This window comes from Arthrobacter sp. MA-N2, from assembly GCF_000517125.1.
GTDB lineage: Bacteria > Actinomycetota > Actinomycetes > Actinomycetales > Micrococcaceae > Arthrobacter > Arthrobacter methylotrophus.
The window spans coordinates 18,022-33,444 of record NZ_KI912155.1 but is presented as its reverse complement, the minus strand read 5'-3'; the positions used below and the strand labels follow the sequence as shown (position 1 = coordinate 33,444).

16 protein-coding genes are annotated in these 15,423 nt (G+C 63.1%); 13 read left to right on the top strand and 3 right to left on the bottom strand.

The window, feature by feature from the left end:
- The first annotated feature begins 121 nt into the window (after positions 1–121).
- Genes murA through A3M3_RS23405 form a run of 4 tightly spaced genes read left to right on the top strand, consistent with a single transcriptional unit; the run spans position 122 to position 4,486 of the window.
- The gene (murA, locus tag A3M3_RS0100505) at positions 122–1,447 is read left to right on the top strand and encodes a UDP-N-acetylglucosamine 1-carboxyvinyltransferase (protein ID WP_028264658.1); all 1,326 of its coding nucleotides are present in this window, start codon (positions 122–124) and stop codon (positions 1,445–1,447) included.
- An 11-nt stretch (positions 1,448–1,458) separates the two neighbouring features.
- Positions 1,459–2,235 carry a lysophospholipid acyltransferase family protein gene (locus A3M3_RS0100500; protein ID WP_028264657.1) on the top strand — a complete coding sequence of 259 codons (777 nt, stop codon included), beginning with the start codon at positions 1,459–1,461 and terminating at the stop codon, positions 2,233–2,235.
- Complete coding sequence (locus A3M3_RS0100495) at positions 2,232–3,284, top strand: NAD(P)H-dependent glycerol-3-phosphate dehydrogenase (protein ID WP_051422867.1); 1,053 nt, start codon at positions 2,232–2,234, stop codon at positions 3,282–3,284. Before A3M3_RS0100500 ends, A3M3_RS0100495 begins: the two co-directional genes overlap by 4 nt.
- A 2-nt stretch (positions 3,285–3,286) precedes the next feature.
- Positions 3,287–4,486 carry a D-alanine--D-alanine ligase family protein gene (locus A3M3_RS23405; protein ID WP_269317237.1) on the top strand — a complete coding sequence of 400 codons (1,200 nt, stop codon included), beginning with the start codon at positions 3,287–3,289 and terminating at the stop codon, positions 4,484–4,486.
- A gap of 21 nt (positions 4,487–4,507) precedes the next feature.
- Here A3M3_RS23405 and A3M3_RS0100485 read toward each other — a convergent pair whose 3' ends face one another.
- Entirely contained in the window at positions 4,508–5,023 is a 516-nt protein-coding gene (locus tag A3M3_RS0100485; RefSeq protein WP_051422866.1) for a DUF3515 family protein, read from the bottom strand.
- 99 nt (positions 5,024–5,122) lie between these two features.
- Here A3M3_RS0100485 and thiL point away from each other — a divergent pair, with 99 nt between their 5' ends.
- The 4 genes from thiL to rsmD are packed head-to-tail and all read left to right on the top strand — an operon-like array spanning position 5,123 to position 10,089.
- Positions 5,123–6,136, top strand: coding sequence for a thiamine-phosphate kinase (gene thiL, locus A3M3_RS0100480; protein ID WP_028264654.1), 1,014 nt, complete (start codon positions 5,123–5,125; stop codon positions 6,134–6,136).
- Positions 6,137–6,158: 22 nt separating this feature from the next.
- On the top strand, positions 6,159–7,202 hold the full coding sequence (locus A3M3_RS0100475) for a DAK2 domain-containing protein (protein WP_028264653.1): 1,044 nt from the start codon (positions 6,159–6,161) through the stop codon (positions 7,200–7,202).
- The gene (locus tag A3M3_RS0100470; RefSeq protein ID WP_028264652.1) at positions 7,192–9,471 is read left to right on the top strand and encodes an ATP-dependent DNA helicase RecG; all 2,280 of its coding nucleotides are present in this window, start codon (positions 7,192–7,194) and stop codon (positions 9,469–9,471) included. The genes A3M3_RS0100475 and A3M3_RS0100470 overlap by 11 nt, the downstream gene beginning before the upstream one ends.
- Before the next feature lie 51 nt (positions 9,472–9,522).
- Positions 9,523–10,089 carry a 16S rRNA (guanine(966)-N(2))-methyltransferase RsmD gene (rsmD, locus tag A3M3_RS0100465; protein WP_028264651.1) on the top strand — a complete coding sequence of 189 codons (567 nt, stop codon included), beginning with the start codon at positions 9,523–9,525 and terminating at the stop codon, positions 10,087–10,089.
- Positions 10,090–10,096: 7 nt separating this feature from the next.
- Here rsmD and A3M3_RS0100460 read toward each other — a convergent pair whose 3' ends face one another.
- Together A3M3_RS0100460 and A3M3_RS0100455 are read right to left on the bottom strand one after the other, a co-directional pair.
- A complete protein-coding gene (locus tag A3M3_RS0100460; protein ID WP_197023089.1) occupies positions 10,097–10,903 on the bottom strand; it encodes a spermidine synthase in 807 nt (268 codons plus the stop codon).
- 2 nt (positions 10,904–10,905) lie between these two features.
- Complete coding sequence (locus A3M3_RS0100455; RefSeq protein WP_028264649.1) at positions 10,906–12,135, bottom strand: aminotransferase class I/II-fold pyridoxal phosphate-dependent enzyme; 1,230 nt, start codon at positions 12,133–12,135, stop codon at positions 10,906–10,908.
- Between the two features lie 104 nt (positions 12,136–12,239).
- On the opposite strand from A3M3_RS0100455, the gene coaD reads away from it, so the two are divergent.
- The 5 genes from coaD to mutM all read left to right on the top strand — a co-directional run bounded on the left by coaD (position 12,240) and on the right by mutM (position 15,396).
- Complete coding sequence (gene coaD / locus A3M3_RS0100450; RefSeq protein ID WP_028264648.1) at positions 12,240–12,740, top strand: pantetheine-phosphate adenylyltransferase; 501 nt, start codon at positions 12,240–12,242, stop codon at positions 12,738–12,740.
- 131 nt (positions 12,741–12,871) lie between these two features.
- Complete coding sequence (locus tag A3M3_RS0100445; RefSeq protein ID WP_028264647.1) at positions 12,872–13,399, top strand: YceD family protein; 528 nt, start codon at positions 12,872–12,874, stop codon at positions 13,397–13,399.
- Between the two features lie 32 nt (positions 13,400–13,431).
- A complete protein-coding gene (gene rpmF / locus A3M3_RS0100440) occupies positions 13,432–13,635 on the top strand; it encodes a 50S ribosomal protein L32 (RefSeq protein WP_028264646.1) in 204 nt (67 codons plus the stop codon).
- Between the two features lie 24 nt (positions 13,636–13,659).
- Positions 13,660–14,409 carry a ribonuclease III gene (gene rnc, locus A3M3_RS0100435; protein WP_028264645.1) on the top strand — a complete coding sequence of 250 codons (750 nt, stop codon included), beginning with the start codon at positions 13,660–13,662 and terminating at the stop codon, positions 14,407–14,409.
- 6 nt (positions 14,410–14,415) lie between these two features.
- Complete coding sequence (gene mutM / locus A3M3_RS0100430; RefSeq protein WP_028264644.1) at positions 14,416–15,396, top strand: bifunctional DNA-formamidopyrimidine glycosylase/DNA-(apurinic or apyrimidinic site) lyase; 981 nt, start codon at positions 14,416–14,418, stop codon at positions 15,394–15,396.
- Positions 15,397–15,423 lie beyond the last annotated feature (27 nt).

Genomic DNA, 15,423 nt, shown 5'->3' with positions numbered 1-15,423 from the left:
TTTTCCGTTCCTTCAAGCATGCCCCGGTGGGCCTCCATTTCGAATCGGTAACGTCAGCTTTTATGCTTAGTTGGAGCCTTTGTAAGTGTGGGGGCATCAACTCGTGAGGAAACCGGTATAGATGAGTAGTGTTCTGACAATCCGCGGCGGCGTCCCTTTGACCGGCCGTGTCACCGTCAGAGGTGCCAAGAACCTTGTTCCCAAGGCCATGGTGGCTTCGCTTCTCGGCAACGAACCTTCGGTGCTGCGGAACGTTCCGGAAATCAAGGACGTGGAGGTGGTCACCAGCCTGCTGCAGCTCCATGGCGTGACTGTCCAGAAGGACCCCATCACGGGAGATCTCACGCTGGATCCCCAGAACGCCAAGACAGCGTCCAGCACCGCGATCGACGCCCATGCGGGGGACTCCCGTATCCCGATCCTGCTGTGCGGGCCATTGATCCATGCCATCGGCGAAGCTTTTATTCCTGACCTGGGTGGCTGCAAGATCGGCGACCGGCCCATCGATTACCACCTGAATGTTCTCCGGCAGTTCGGCGCGGTCGTCGAAAAGCGGCCGGGCGGCATCCACATTTCCGCCCCCAAGGGACTCCAGGGTGCCAAGATCTCCCTGCCCTACCCGTCGGTGGGAGCCACGGAACAGGTACTGCTGAGCGCTACGCGTGCCGAGGGCATCACGGAACTCAGCGGTGCCGCCACTGAACCGGAAATCATCGACCTTATCGCTGTGCTGCAAAAGATGGGCGCCATCATCAGCGTCCAGACTGACCGCACCATCCGGATCGAAGGAGTCAAGGACCTGGGTGGCTACGACCACCGGGCCCTGGCGGACCGCAACGAATCGGCTTCCTGGGCTTCGGCCGCCTTGGTGACCCGCGGAGACATCTTCGTGGAGGGTGCATCCCAGCGCGACATGATGACCTTCTTGAACACCTACCGCAAGGTGGGCGGCGGAATGGACATCCGCGAGGACGGCATCCGTTTCTACCACCCTGGCGGAAAACTCAGCCCGCTCGTCCTGGAAACGGATGTGCACCCGGGCTTCATGACCGACTGGCAGCAGCCGCTGGTGGTCGCTTTGACTCAGGCTGAAGGCGTGTCGATTGTGCACGAAACTGTGTACGAAAACCGCTTCGGCTTCACCGATGCCCTGACCCGCATGGGGGCAACCATCCAGGTGCACCGCGAATGTCTTGGCAGTGTGCCGTGCCGTTTCGGCCAGCGTAATTTCCTGCATTCCGCCGTCGTCTCGGGACCTACACCGCTCAGGGGAACTGACATCGACATTCCCGATCTCCGTGGCGGATTCAGCCACCTTATTGCGGCGCTTGCCGCGACCGGCACGTCCAGGGTGACCGGGATCGACATCATCAACCGCGGCTACGAGCGCTTCACCGAAAAGCTCGCCGCATTAGGTGCCGATTTCGACCTCACCGACTCCAAGTAGCGGGGGACACTTTGAAGGAATCGGCCCAGAGCCGGGCCATGTTCGCCGTTCTCGCGGGAGTTGCCCGTCCGCTCATGAACCTTCTCATGGCCAAGAAGTGGGAGGGGACTGAAAAGTTCCCTGCGGGCGGCTTCATTGCCGCCCCGAACCATTGCACCGAGATCGACCCCATCGTGGTGGGGCACATGCTCTATAACCTCAAGCGTCCGCCGCATTTCCTCGCGAAGGCCGGGCTCTTCAAGGTGCCTGTCCTGGGTAGCCTGTTGCGCGCCACCAACCAGATTCCGGTGGAGCGCTCGACGACGGGAGCGAACCGTTCGCTGCAAGCCGCCCAGGAAGTGGTAGACGCGGGCGGCGCCATCATCATCTATCCCGAGGGGACCTTGACGCGTGACCCCGGCTTGTGGCCGATGAAGGGCCACACCGGAGCTGCACGCCTGGCGATCCTGACCGGCGCACCAGTGGTGCCGATTGCCCATTGGGGTGCCCATGAGGTGTTTCCCCGGTATGCCAAGCGTCTGCATGTCTTCCCCCGGAAGACTTCCCGCATCCTGGTGGGAGAGCCAGTCGACCTCAGCGCTTTCCAAGGCCGGCCCCTGGACCGGGCAACGCTGGTTGAGGCGACGGACATCATCATGGACGCCATCACGGGACTTCTCGCGACCTTGCGCGGAGAGGCTCCGCCCAAGGAACGCTGGGACCCTTCTGCCCACAACCAGTCGAAGCATGGCCGCTTCGAAGCAACTGAAGGAACTGCAGGCAATAACGGCGCGGACGGACAGAAGTGACCGCTGGGGAAGTGCTTACGGCCGACAACGCGGTTGTAGCTGTGCTCGGCGCGGGATCCTGGGGCACGACGTTCGCCAAGGTCCTGGCGGATGCGGCAATAGCCACTGGCGCAGAGCGCAGCATCCGTATTTGGGGCCGGCGGGACGAAGTGGTTGAGCAGATCAACACAGAGCACCGCAACGAGCAGTACTTGAAGGATGTCGCGCTGCCGGATTCCATCACTGCCTCAACCGACGTGTCCAAGGTCCTTGCCGGCGCCGGAATCGTGATTCTCGCCGTCCCGGCGCAGTCCCTTCGGCCGCAGCTTCGCGAATGGAAGCCACTCGTGGCCCCAGACGCCGTAGTGGTTTCCCTCATGAAGGGTCTTGAACTCGGCACGGACTCGCGCATGAGCCAGGTCATCTCCGAGGAACTCGGCATCCCGCAGGCACGGGTAGCGGTAGTTTCGGGGCCCAACCTGGCCATGGAGATCGCGCGAAGGGAACCGACGGCCTCCGTAGTGGCGTGCAGCGACGAAACCACGGCTGCATCGTTCGCGCTCTACTGCACCGCACCGTATTTTCGTCCCTACACGAGCAACGACGTCGTCGGAGTCGAAATCGGCGGGATCGTAAAAAACGTGATCGCCCTCGCCGTCGGCATTTGCGAAGGCAAGCAAATGGGGGACAACACGAAGGCTTCAGTGATCACCCGCGGCCTCGCGGAGACGTCGCGACTAGCCCTTGCCCTGGGCGGCGAAGCACGCACGATCGCCGGCCTTGCCGGTCTGGGCGACCTCGTGGCGACCTGCTCCTCGCCGCTCTCCCGCAACCATACGGCGGGCCGTCTGCTCGGCGAGGGCCTGACCCTCGAACAGGTTACCGAGCACATGACGCAGACGGCGGAAGGCATCAAATCCGGGTACGCTGTCTACGAACTAGCCGGAAAACTCGGTGTCGACATGCCGATCACCGCGGCCGTCGTAGCCGTCCTTGAAGGCAAACTATCCGTTGATGAACTGGGGCCCAGGCTCCTGGCCCGCTCCCTGAAGTCCGAAGGCGACTACTGACTGTGACCGAAGAATCCCTGTCTGCTGGAACTACTGAGTCCGCTGGAACTACTGAGTCCGCTGGAACTGCCGTTTCCGCGAAGCCCGTTGAGCGTCGTCGGCCGCGCGTCGCAGTCCTCTTTGGAGGGCGCTCCAGCGAACACGCAGTCAGCTGCGTGACTGCGGCTGGAGTGATGGGTGCCATCGACAAAAGCAAGTACGACGTCATTCCCATCGGAATCGCCAAATCCGGCCAGTGGGTGATCCCTTCCGCCGACATCGGCGAGTGGTCGCTCAGCGCCTCGGCTTTGCCCGAGGTGGCCCCGTCCGGAAGGACTGTAACCCTCGCCGAAGTCGGCGGAGCCCACCAATTGATCGTCACGGCCCCGAACGAGGTGCCCGAAGAACTCGGTTCCGTGGATGTCGTGTTCCCGCTCCTGCACGGGCCGTGGGGCGAAGACGGCACCATCCAGGGACTGCTGGAGCTTTCGGACACGCGTTACGTAGGCGCCGGTGTCTTGGCGTCAGCAGTCGGCATGGACAAACACTTCATGAAGGTCGTTTTCGAGGCCGCGGGCCTTGCCGTGGGACCCTACGTGGCAGTCAATGACCGGGAATGGATCAACGACGCCGAAGCCGTGCGTAAGCGCGTGGACCGCCTCGGCTTCCCGGTCTTCGTGAAGCCCGCCCGCGCCGGTTCCTCGATGGGGATTTCCAAAGTGGATTCGATGGATGGGCTGGACGCTGCGATTGAGGAAGCACGCCGACACGATCTCAGACTCGTGATCGAGGCCGGCATTGTGGGCCGTGAAATCGAGTGCGCCGTCCTTGAGGGGCGTGGCTCTGCTTCCCCGCGCACCTCCATGCCGGGGGAAATCGCAGTCGCCGCGGGCGAACACGAGTTCTATGACTTCAACGCCAAGTATGTGGAAGACGGCGCTGCTGCCCTCAGCTGCCCGGCGGATCTTCCGGATGAAGCCATTGCCCGCGTCCGTGAACTTGCCGCGACAGCCTTTGATGCCGTGGGTGCCGAAGGCCTCAGCCGCGTGGACTTTTTCTATACTCCCGACGGCGAAATCATCATCAACGAGATCAACACGATGCCGGGATTCACGCCCAAGAGCATGTATCCGCAGATGTGGGCGGCTTCCGGGCTTGGCTACTCCGAGTTGATCGACGAACTCATCGACTTGGCGCTCAACCGGAAGACCGGCTTGCGCTGAAACGGTTGGTGTGGAACTTGCCTACTTGCCGGGGGTGCTCGAAGGCAGGTTCTGCAGCAGTTCGGGCTGACCCACGCACTTGCGAGTGGCCTTGATTTTCGACGCGGCAGGTGCCAGATCGGCCAGGACCGTGGCGGAGCTGATCTTGTTCGGGTCCATGAGAATTTCGGTGGCGGGCTCGCGGCCGTAGGTTGTGAGGGTCCACACGGGATCACCCTCTTTGATCACCCAGTCGACGTCGTTCACGGTGACGCACCGGTCCGTGGTGGGTCCCGGGACGTTGACGCCGCAGCGCAAAATCAACACGGACGGGTCACCCCAAGCTGCCGTGGCCTGGCTGTTGGTCTTCCTGAGTGCGGCGTCGCCGATCGTGTCCGGGAGCGCCACCATCATGGGCGCGCAGGCAGGATTCGCGGCATCCGCCGCTGCTTTGACGTCAACGACCGGCGAACATGCTGCCAGGGTGAAAACCGAAACCGCCGCTGCCGTCAAGGTACAGAGGGCGCGGACGTACACAGCGGCTTTCGTTTGTTGCATTGATCAAGCCTATCGCGGCTGCGGCGCCCAGAAGATCGGGGCGGCTCGGACGGGGAACGATAGCCCTGTGTTGTCGGTGGTTCGCGATAGCGTAGAGCTGTGTCCATAGAACAACAGACTGTCGGCGAACTTTCCGAGGGCGAACTCCTCGCGCGTATTTTTCCGCGCCTGCGCCCGAGCAGCAGTGTGCTGCTAGGGCCGGGGGATGACGCCGCTGTTGTGGCCGCTCCGGATGGCCGGACGCTTGTCTCCATTGACACCCAGACCCAGGACCAGGATTTCCGCCTGGAATGGAACAACGGATACCGGACCACAGGGTATGACGTCGGGTGGAAGTCGGCCGCACAGAACCTCAGCGATATCAACGCGATGGGTGGTACCGCGGTGTCGCTCGTCGTGAGCCTGACTATGCCGCCCGGAACACCGGTGCAGTGGGTGGAGGACTTCGCAGACGGCTTGACTGCCGGCATCGTAGGCCTGGGTGCGGCCGACTGCTCAGTGGCCGGGGGAGACTTGGGCCGTGGCCGCGAAATCGCAGTGACGGTGGCAGTGATCGGGAGCATGCACGGGCTCTCCGCCGTGTTGCGTTCCGGGGCTCGTCCGGGAGACACTTTGGCGCTTGCCGGCACCGTTGGCCGGGCCGCCGCCGGTTTGGCCCTTCTTGAAAGCACCATACCCGTGGGAGAACTGAACCCTGCCCAGCGCGGACTCATGGACAGCCAATGCCGGCCGCAACCACCCCTTGCGGCAGGTCCGGAGGGTGCGAAGGCAGGAGCGACGGCCATGATGGACGTTTCAGATGGGCTTTTGCGTGACGGGGCCCGTCTCGCCGAAGCCAGTGGCGTCGCGCTCGACCTCGACCCCATCGCGCTCAAGGCTCTCGCCGCTCCCTTGGAAGCCGCCTCGGCCCCGCTTGGCCGCGATCCCATGGACTGGATCCTGGGGGGTGGGGAGGACCACGGCCTGCTGGCCACTTTTCCAGCAAATGTTCAGCTACCATCCGGCTTCACTGCGATAGGCTCGATCCAGGCCGTTGCCGAAGGACAGCACAGCGGCGTCCGGATAGCGGGAATGCCCGCTGACACCGTGGGATGGGATCACTTTGCAGACTAAGATTGCCGCAAATACGCACGCCATGAAGCGGTGGCTGGGCAAAGCGGAGACGACGCTCGGCAACCACAGCGACCGCCTCAATGCCATCAACATCTTCCCCGTGGCCGATGGCGATACCGGCACCAACCTCTACCTCACTGTCCGAGCCGCAGCGGCGGCATTTGTTGACACTTCCGTCTTCGATGAACCGGTTAATGACGTGGGTGCCGTTCTGGCAACGGCCGGCCGGGCGGCCATGGAGCAAGCTCGCGGCAACTCCGGAACCCTTTTTGCGGTCTTTTTGTGCGCCGTCGCTGAACCCTTGAAAGGGCACACACGCCTCAGCGCGCCCCTTCTTGCGACCGCACTGAACCGAGCCCAGCTCCGGGCGTGGTCGGCCTTGAGCGAGCCTGTGCCCGGCACCATGCTTTCCGTCCTGGAGGCTGCCGCCCGGGCAGCAGGTGAATGTGACACCGCGCACCACCGCGATGACAGCAATCAGGCGTTGGGCCTGGCGCTCGATGCCGCCGTCAATGCGGCGCTGGAAGCGGTGGTGCGAACCGAAGACCAGCTTGCCCCGCTACACGCCGCCCATGTGGTGGACGCCGGCGGAGTGGGTATGTTGTTGATCCTGGACTGCCTGCGTTCGGCCGTGCTCGGCGAAGAGCTCCAGGGCGAGCTCTTGGATGGCCTGCACGGCTACGACCTGCAGGATCCTCATATCCACGCAGGAATGCCGGACGACGACGGCGTCGAGGTCATGTGCACCATCAACCTTTCGCCGCTCGCCGCCGCCACACTGCGTCAGCGGCTCGACGAACTCGGCGACTCGGTCATTATGAGCCAAGTCGGCAGCGCTAGCCCGGTGGGCGGAGCGGCTGCGCAGGACGACGACGATGACGCTGACGATGACGGTGACGCTGCGGAAATCAGCTACCGTTGGCGCGTGCATGTTCACGTGCCCGACGCGGAACCTGCCGTGGCAGTCATCCGCTCGCTAGGTGACCCCACCGACATCTCGGTCAGCCAGCTCTCGATGCCGCGCGACCCCGGCCTGCCGGCAGGCCAGCACGGGCATGAATCCTGAGCTTCAGCTTCCCCTCGAGCGAAGGATCGGCAAACGATCCGCCTCCGTCATCGGGAAGCACCTTGGCCTCGACACGGTCGGGGAGCTCCTGAACTACTTTCCCCGCCGCTATCTCAGCCGAGGGGAGCTGACGCCCATCAGCAAACTGCCGTTGGATGAAGAGGCCACCCTTATCGCCCGGGTGCTGTCCAATTCCACGAGGCAGATGCGCGCGAGGCGGGGCTCGTTGACGGATGTGGTGGTCACGGACGAGGCCGGTGGCGAGCAGATTCCGGGAACCCTGAAGATCAGCTTCTTCAACGGTTTCCGTGCCCGCAGTGAGCTCCAACCGGGGTGCCGGGTGATGTTCTCCGGTAAGGTCAGCCGTTACGGCGGATCACTGGGCATGACCAATCCGGACTTCATGGTGCTCGATGAGGACCCTGAGATGGCGGGTGCAGTTGATCCGGAAAAACTCGCGGCCATGCCCATCCCTGTCTATCCGGCCACTGCGAAGCTCACCAGCTGGTCCATCCACAAGGTCATCACCACGCTCCTGGACACCGTCGAGGTGGACAGCATCGAGGATCCGCTGCCTTCTGACATTGTGTCCCGGGAGAAATTCCTAGGGGTAGGGGATGCGTATCGGCTGATCCATTCGCCCGAAACGGCAATGGACTGGCAGCGGGCCCGGGACCGTTTCCGCTACCAGGAAGCCCTGGTTTTGCAGACAGCGCTGGCACGGCGTCGGTCTCAACTGGCAGCCGAAGAGGCAACCGCGCGCCGGCCCCTGCCGAATGGCCTCCTGGCTTCTTTCGATCGGCAGCTGCCGTTCACGCGGACGGCGGGGCAGGCCGCCGTCGGAAAGACGCTGGCCCATGAGCTGGCGCAGGACTCGCCAATGAACCGCCTCCTACAGGGCGAGGTTGGTTCGGGCAAGACGATCGTGGCCTTGCGGGCGATGCTGCAGGTGGTGGATGCCGGTGGACAAGCGGCGTTGCTTGCCCCGACTGAGGTCCTCGCGGCACAGCACTTTGATTCCATCCGGCGGACGTTGGGTCCGCTGGCCCGCGATGGTTTGTTCGGCGGGGCCGGGATGCTGGGCGGGGCCGGATTGTCGGACGGCGACTCTGGGAAAGGGCCAGGATCGGTCCAGGTCACGTTGCTGACAGGCTCGCTTCCGACCGCTTCCCGCAAGCAAGCCATGCTGGACGCGGCCTCGGGTAACGCCGGGATTGTGATCGGTACCCACGCGCTGCTGAGCGACAAGACGTCCTTCCAGGACCTCGGGCTGATCGTCGTCGATGAGCAGCACCGATTCGGGGTGGAACAGCGTGACGCCCTGCGCGCCAAGGCAAACCGGCCACCCCACCTGTTGGTGATGACCGCCACTCCCATCCCGCGCACGGTGGCCATGACCGTCTTCGGTGACCTCGAAACTTCCGTGTTGGATGAACTTCCCGCTGGCCGGGCACCCATCTCCACCCATGTGGTGGGACTCGCTGAAAACCCTGGCTGGGCGGACAGGATCTGGAAACGCTCGCGGGAAGAGATCGACGCCGGCCACCAGGTATACGTCGTGTGTCCCAAGATCGGGGACGACGACGACGGCGACTTCAGCCCCGGCGAGGCGGAACCGGGCGACGCCGAACTTTCGGAAGAGGGTCCCGCTCGCGAGCTCGCTTCGGTGACCGCCGTCGTCGAGACGCTCAGCCAGGAGCCGGCCCTGAGCGGCGTCCGGCTGGGGCCCCTCCACGGGCGGCAGGATGCGGCCCTTAAGTCCGAAACCATGGCCTCGTTCACCGCCAACCAAACCCAGCTGCTGGTCTCCACTACGGTCATCGAAGTGGGCGTGGATGTCCATAACGCCACACTGATGGTGATCCTCGATGCTGACCGCTTCGGCATTTCACAGCTCCACCAGTTGCGCGGAAGGGTGGGCCGCGGTGGGCTTCCGGGCACCTGCCTGCTGGTCACCACGCTCGAGCCCGGCCATCCAAGCCGCAGGCGCCTGGACGCAGTTGCTTCCACCACGGATGGTTTCGTCCTTTCCCAGGAAGACCTCAAGCTGCGCCGTGAAGGCGACATCCTGGGAGCCTCGCAATCGGGTGGGCGCTCCACCCTCAAGCTATTGCGCGTCCTGGAGCACGAGGACGTGATTGCCCGCGCCCGCACCGATGCCCAGCGGCTCGTGGCTGAGGATCCAGGGTTGGAAGGCCAGCAAGCCCTCGCGGCGGCGATTGACGAATATCTCAACCCCGAAAAGGAGGCGTTCCTTGAACGCGGCTAAGGAACCCACGCCCGAAAGAACCCTCGTAGGCGCCGCCCCCGGGGAGAGCCGGTGAGCCGGATCATTGCAGGCATCGTTGGCGGCAACCCCTTGGTCAGCGTCCCGGGAAATGCCACCCGGCCCACGACGGACCGCGTCAAGGAGGCCTTGTTCTCGCGGCTCGAGGCCCTCGACGCGATCGACGACGCCCGGGTGTTGGACCTGTATGCGGGTTCGGGTTCGCTCGGCATCGAAAGCGCCAGCCGAGGCGCACGTTCGTCAGAACTCGTGGAATTTGATGCCCGCGCTTCCGAGGTCTGCCAGCGAAACGCCGACATGGCCAACCAAGTGCTGGGGCGCAGAACCGTGATGGTCCACCGCTCCAAGGTGGAGTCCTTCCTGGAACGCGCTGCCGATGACGCCCTCTGGGACTTGGTCTTTCTGGATCCGCCGTACCCTTTGGACGAAGCTTCCCTCAAGGCCGTCCTCACCAAGCTTGCCTTCCACCTGGACGAGGGGGCCGTCGTCGTCGTCGAGCGTTCCTCACGCTCTCCGGAACCGGACTGGCCGGCCACCCTGGAACGCTTTGCCGACAAGAAGTACGGCGAAACCAAGCTCTGGTTCGCCGAACCTGTCTAGCTGCGACTCAACGGGAGATCCGGTCCAGTTCCACTCCGCTCAAGACCGCCGCAGGATGCGGCCCACGGGCCAGGAGTTCGGTTGTCCAGCCGGAGGGCCACGGCCAGCGCGTCCCCACCAGGATGATGTTGCCGGGGTACCGGCCAGCGAACATGCCGCTCTCGGCGAAGGCCGCGACGTCGGGCATTGCCCGCCGCATCGCCGCGACTTGGCTCCGCACCAAGGTCAAGGCCGCTTCATCGCCGACGTTGACAATGAGCACCCCATCGGGCCGAAGCCGCGCAGCGGCCTCCTCGTAGAACTCCTGGCAGGCAATGTGTGCAGGAGCCTCGGGACCCGAAAAGATGTCCAGGATCACGACGTCGAACCGGAGTTCCGAGGGCAACTCGGCAAGGACTTCGCGGGCATCTCCAATATGCGTCTCCAGACGGGTACCGTCCGGCAGGGGCAACTTCTGCAGCACGAAGTCCAGCAATTCGCGTTCGAGTTCGACGGCGTGTTGTTCCGAGCCCGGTCTCGTCGCCTCGATGTAGCGGGCGAGCGTCAATGCCCCGGCCCCGAGGTGGAGGGCAGTGATGGCTTGCCCCCGGGGCGCTGCAAGATCAACCACATGGCCGATCCTGCGCAAGTACTCGTAGAAGATTTCCGCGGGTTCGGCGAGATTGACGTGGGATTGCTCGGCGTCACCGATCCGTAGTACGTAGGCGCCGTCAATCAGTCCATCGGCTTCGATCGCTGCGTGCTGACCTGTGGTCCGCAGGAAACGCCGTCCTTCACGGCGTTGGCGGGGCGACTCGTTTTCGCGGCTCGGCACGATCAGAGCTTGTCCCGCAACGTGGCCAGCCTGGCGGCTGCTTCTTCCAGCACCCCGGTTTTCTTGCAGAAGGCGAATCGAAGAAGACTTCGCGTCCTTTCCGCGCCTTCGGGGTGGCAGAAAACGGGGACGGGGATGGCAGCCACACCGACGAGTCCCGGCAGCCGTCGCGCCAGATCCACGGAGTCCTGGATACCCAAGGGGGCAGTGTCCACGTTGATGAAGTAGGTTCCCTGCGGCGCAAAGACGCCAAAACCGGCGGCCCGCAGGCCTTCGGCCAGGATGTCCCGCTTGTGTCGCAGAGTGGAAGCGATGCCGGCGTAGAAGTCATCGGGCAAGGCCAGGCCTACGGCGATCGCACTTTGGAAGGGCGTACCGGAACTGTAGCTGAGGAATTGTTTGACCGTACGGATCGCCGCCACCAGATGGGCAGGGCCGCTGAGCCAGCCGATCTTCCAGCCGGTGAAGGAGAACGTCTTGCCTGCTGAGGAGATGGTGACGCTTCGTTCAGCGGCTCCGGGGATGCCGGCGATCGGAAGGTGCCGCACTCCGAAGGTGAGGTGCTCGTAGACTTCATCGCTGACGATCACGGCGTCGTATTTCCTGGCGAGCTGCACCACGCGTTCCAGCACCTCGCGCGGGAAGACCGCGCCGGTGGGATTGTGCGGGTTGTTGAGGAGCACCACCTTGGTGCGCTCACTGAACGCCGATTCCAAGGCGTCCAGATCCGGAAGGAAATCGGGCGCCAGCAAGGGAGCGCTGACGTGTGTGGCGCCTGCGAGGCCGATGATGGCGCCGTATGAGTCATAGAAGGGCTCGAAGGTCAGGACCTCATCGCCGGGCTCGATGAAGGCAAGCAATGATGCGGCGATCGCTTCAGTGGCCCCTGTGGTCACAATGACCTCGGTCTGCGGATCGGGGGTCAGTCCGTAGAAACGCTCCTGGTGCGCGGCAATGGCCTCGCGAAGTTCGGGGATGCCTTTGCCGGGGGCGTACTGGTTGGCTCCGGCCGTGATGGCTGCCTGTGCTGCTGCTTTGATTTCCGCGGGACCGTCTTCGTCCGGGAATCCCTGTCCCAGGTTGATGGCGCCGGTGGAGTCTGCCAGGGTGGTCATCTCTTCGAAGATGGTCACTCCGAGGCTCCCGTCGGCGGACAGCAGATTGGCGCCGCCGGCAGCACGTAGCCACGGAGCGACAGACGTATTTTCGCTGAGAGGGGCCGGGCTCGTCACGGTGGGGCTGCCTTCCTGGTGCTGGCTTCCGGCTCGTCCGGCCCGCCATGTCAGCCATCGTATCGCCATAGTGCCTGCCGCTTCCGATGCGGTAGGTTCGAACCATGAGACGCGCAGTGTGCCCTGGCTCCTTCGACCCCATCCATAACGGACACCTGGAAGTCATTGCCCGGGCCTCTGGCTTGTTCGACGAAGTCGTCGTCGCGGTGTCCACCAATTACGCGAAGAAGTACCGCTTCAGCTTGGAAGAACGCATGGAAATGGCGCGGCAGACTCTTGCATCCTTGCGCGGCATCATCGTGGAACCCATGGGGGAGGGGCTACTGGCCGAATACTGCAGGCACCGGGGAATTTCGGCGATCGTGAAGGGCCTGCGCTCGTCTTCCGATTTTGACTACGAACTTCCGATGGCCACGATGAACCGCCAATTGTCCGGAGTCGAGACTGTCTTTCTTCCGGCCGAGGCCCATTATCTGCATTTGTCCTCTACGCTCATCAAGGAAATCTCACTCCTGGGGGGCGATGTCTCCGATTTCGTGCCCAAGTCGGTGCTCAAGAGGCTTCTGGGCGGCGAGTCGGGAGCGGAGCAGCCCCGCAAAGGGTAAGCTGGATCGGTATCTCAGACAGAACGCGTCGTCATCGACCCGGTTTGAGTCTGTTCATGCGTTCAGGCTAAGATGATACGTCGGTCATATGTTCTACAGGAGTTCTCATTAAGCGAGATGTAAGTTCGCCTTTGACGCTTGACGTCAAGGACCTCGGACGTAGTCCAGGAAGCATGCGGACGCTCACCGAACATGTACCCGCGCCAAGTGACCTTGGCGTGGCACTCATTGGCGTTCAGGAAGGCTCGGATATCGAGCTTGACCTGAGGCTGGAGGCCGTACACGAAGGAATTCTGGTATCAGGAACCGTGTTTGCTGAAGTCAAGGGCGAATGCGGACGATGCCTGGATCCCCTTGCGTATGACCTCGAGGTCAATGTGCAAGAACTTTTCTTCTATGAGGGCATCGAGCTTTCGGATGAAGAAGACGATGAAGAGCAACGTCGAGTCGAGCACGATCTAATCGATCTTGAACCGGTGTTGCGGGACGCAGTTGTAACCATGCTGCCGTTCCAGCCGGTGTGCCGGGAAGACTGCCAGGGCCTGTGCTCCGAATGTGGAGTGCGTCTGGAAGACGAGCCGGGGCACCACCACGAGGACCTGGATCCTCGCTGGGCTGCCCTAGCTGAACTGGCTAAGTCTGACCGGCAAACTGATTAGTAAGTGTTGACTAAGAGAGAAATGAGATAGCCGTGGCTGTTCCCAAGCGGAAAATGTCTCGCGCGAATACACGCGCCCGCCGTGCCCAGTGGAAGGCAACTGCCCCCAACCTGGTCAAGACCATCGAAAACGGCCAGGTTGTTTACAGCCTGCCGCACCAGGCAAAGGTTGTTACCGACTCTGCCGGGACTGCGCTGTTCCTTGAATACAAGGGCCGCAAGGTCGCAGACGTCTAAATCCGCCATACAGGCTGACAACGGATGTCTTCAACTGAAGAGCTTCTGAAGCGTCTCGGTGTCTCAATTGACGCCGAGACGCTTCGTCTTGCTCTGACACATCGTTCATACGCGTATGAAAACGGCGGGATTCCCACCAACGAGCGGCTCGAATTCCTGGGCGACTCGATCTTGGGCTTTTCCGTGACCGATTCGCTGTACCGGGATAACCCGGGGCTACCGGAAGGCGAACTGGCCAAGCGGCGTTCCGCCGTCGTCAGCACGCGTGCCCTGGCAGGTATCGGCAGGGACCTTGGCATCGGCGAATTCATCTACCTCGGGCAGGGCGAAAGGCTCACCCAAGGCAAGAACAAGGCGTCCATTCTGGCGGACACCATGGAAGCACTTATCGGTGCCACGTACCTTTCCAATGACATTGAGACTGCCCGTCAGCTGGTCATGCGGCTCGTCGGTCCGTTGCTGAGGGACGCTGCGGCCCTGGGGGCAGGTACCGACTGGAAGACGAGCATGCAGGAGCTTGCAGCCAGCCGACAGCTCGGATCCATCTATTACGCCGTCGAAGGTGCCGGGCCGGACCATGCACGTACATTTGAGGCAGTGCTCCAGATCGCCGGCACCGCCTACGGCAAGGGCGCAGGGCATTCGAAAAAAGAAGCCGAGCAGGAAGCCGCCGCAGATGCGTGGCGAACCCTGAACAAGAAAGCCGGTGCGAACGGCTCGGCCACCCCTGACAGCAAGGCCGACGCTCCGACCGGTCCTGCGCGCAGCGCCTGAGGCCCCATGCCGGAATTGCCCGAAGTCGAAGTGGTACGCCGCGGTTTGGCACGTTGGGTGCGGGGCCGGACCATCACGTCCGTGGACGTTTTGGATCCCCGCTCCATCCGACGCCACACCCTTGGCACGGAGGACTTTGTTGGCAACCTTGAGAACTGCACGGTCCTGGATGTCGTCCGCCGGGGCAAGTTCCTGTGGATGCCGCTGCAAGCCGAGGAACCCCGGAGGACTGGCGGCGCCTTCGAGGCAATGTCCAAGGAGGCGTTGCCCGGCGTCGCGCTCATGGCGCACCTCGGCATGAGCGGGCAGCTCCTCATGCAGGATCCCGACGTTCCCGATGAGAAACACCTCAAAGTTCGTCTCCGCCTTAGTAGATCCGACGGCATGCCCGAGCAGTTGCGGTTCGTGGACCAACGGATATTCGGCGGACTTTTTGTCACTTCACTGATACCTACGCCTGACGGCGGTCCTGGTGGGCAAGGCGAGACGCCCCTTCCGGAAATCGCCGAAGAGGCCTCCTATATAGCTCGCGATCCGCTGGATCCGCACTTTTCCTTTGACGACTTCTACCGCAAAATCAAAGTCCGCAAAACGGGGCTCAAACGTGTACTGCTCGATCAGGGCGTCATCTCGGGGATAGGCAACATCTACGCCGATGAGGCCCTCTGGCGGGCCAGGCTCCACTATGCCAAGCCGACGGACAGCCTTAAACGGGCCGATGCGCTGCGGGTGGTCGATGCCGCGAAGGAAGTGATGAGCGATGCCTTGGCGGCGGGCGGGACGAGCTTCGATTCGCTCTACGTCAACGTCAACGGGGATTCCGGTTACTTCGCCCGTTCCCTTGATGCCTACGGCCGGGCGGGCGAGCCATGCCGGCGATGTTCGGCCCTTGGCTTGTCCGGTGTCATCAGACGCGAGCAGTTCATGAACCGCTCCTCCTACACTTGTCCGGTCTGCCAGCCGAAGCCGCGCAACGGCCGCTGGTAGCCCTGTGCACCCACGGGCTGCCCCCGG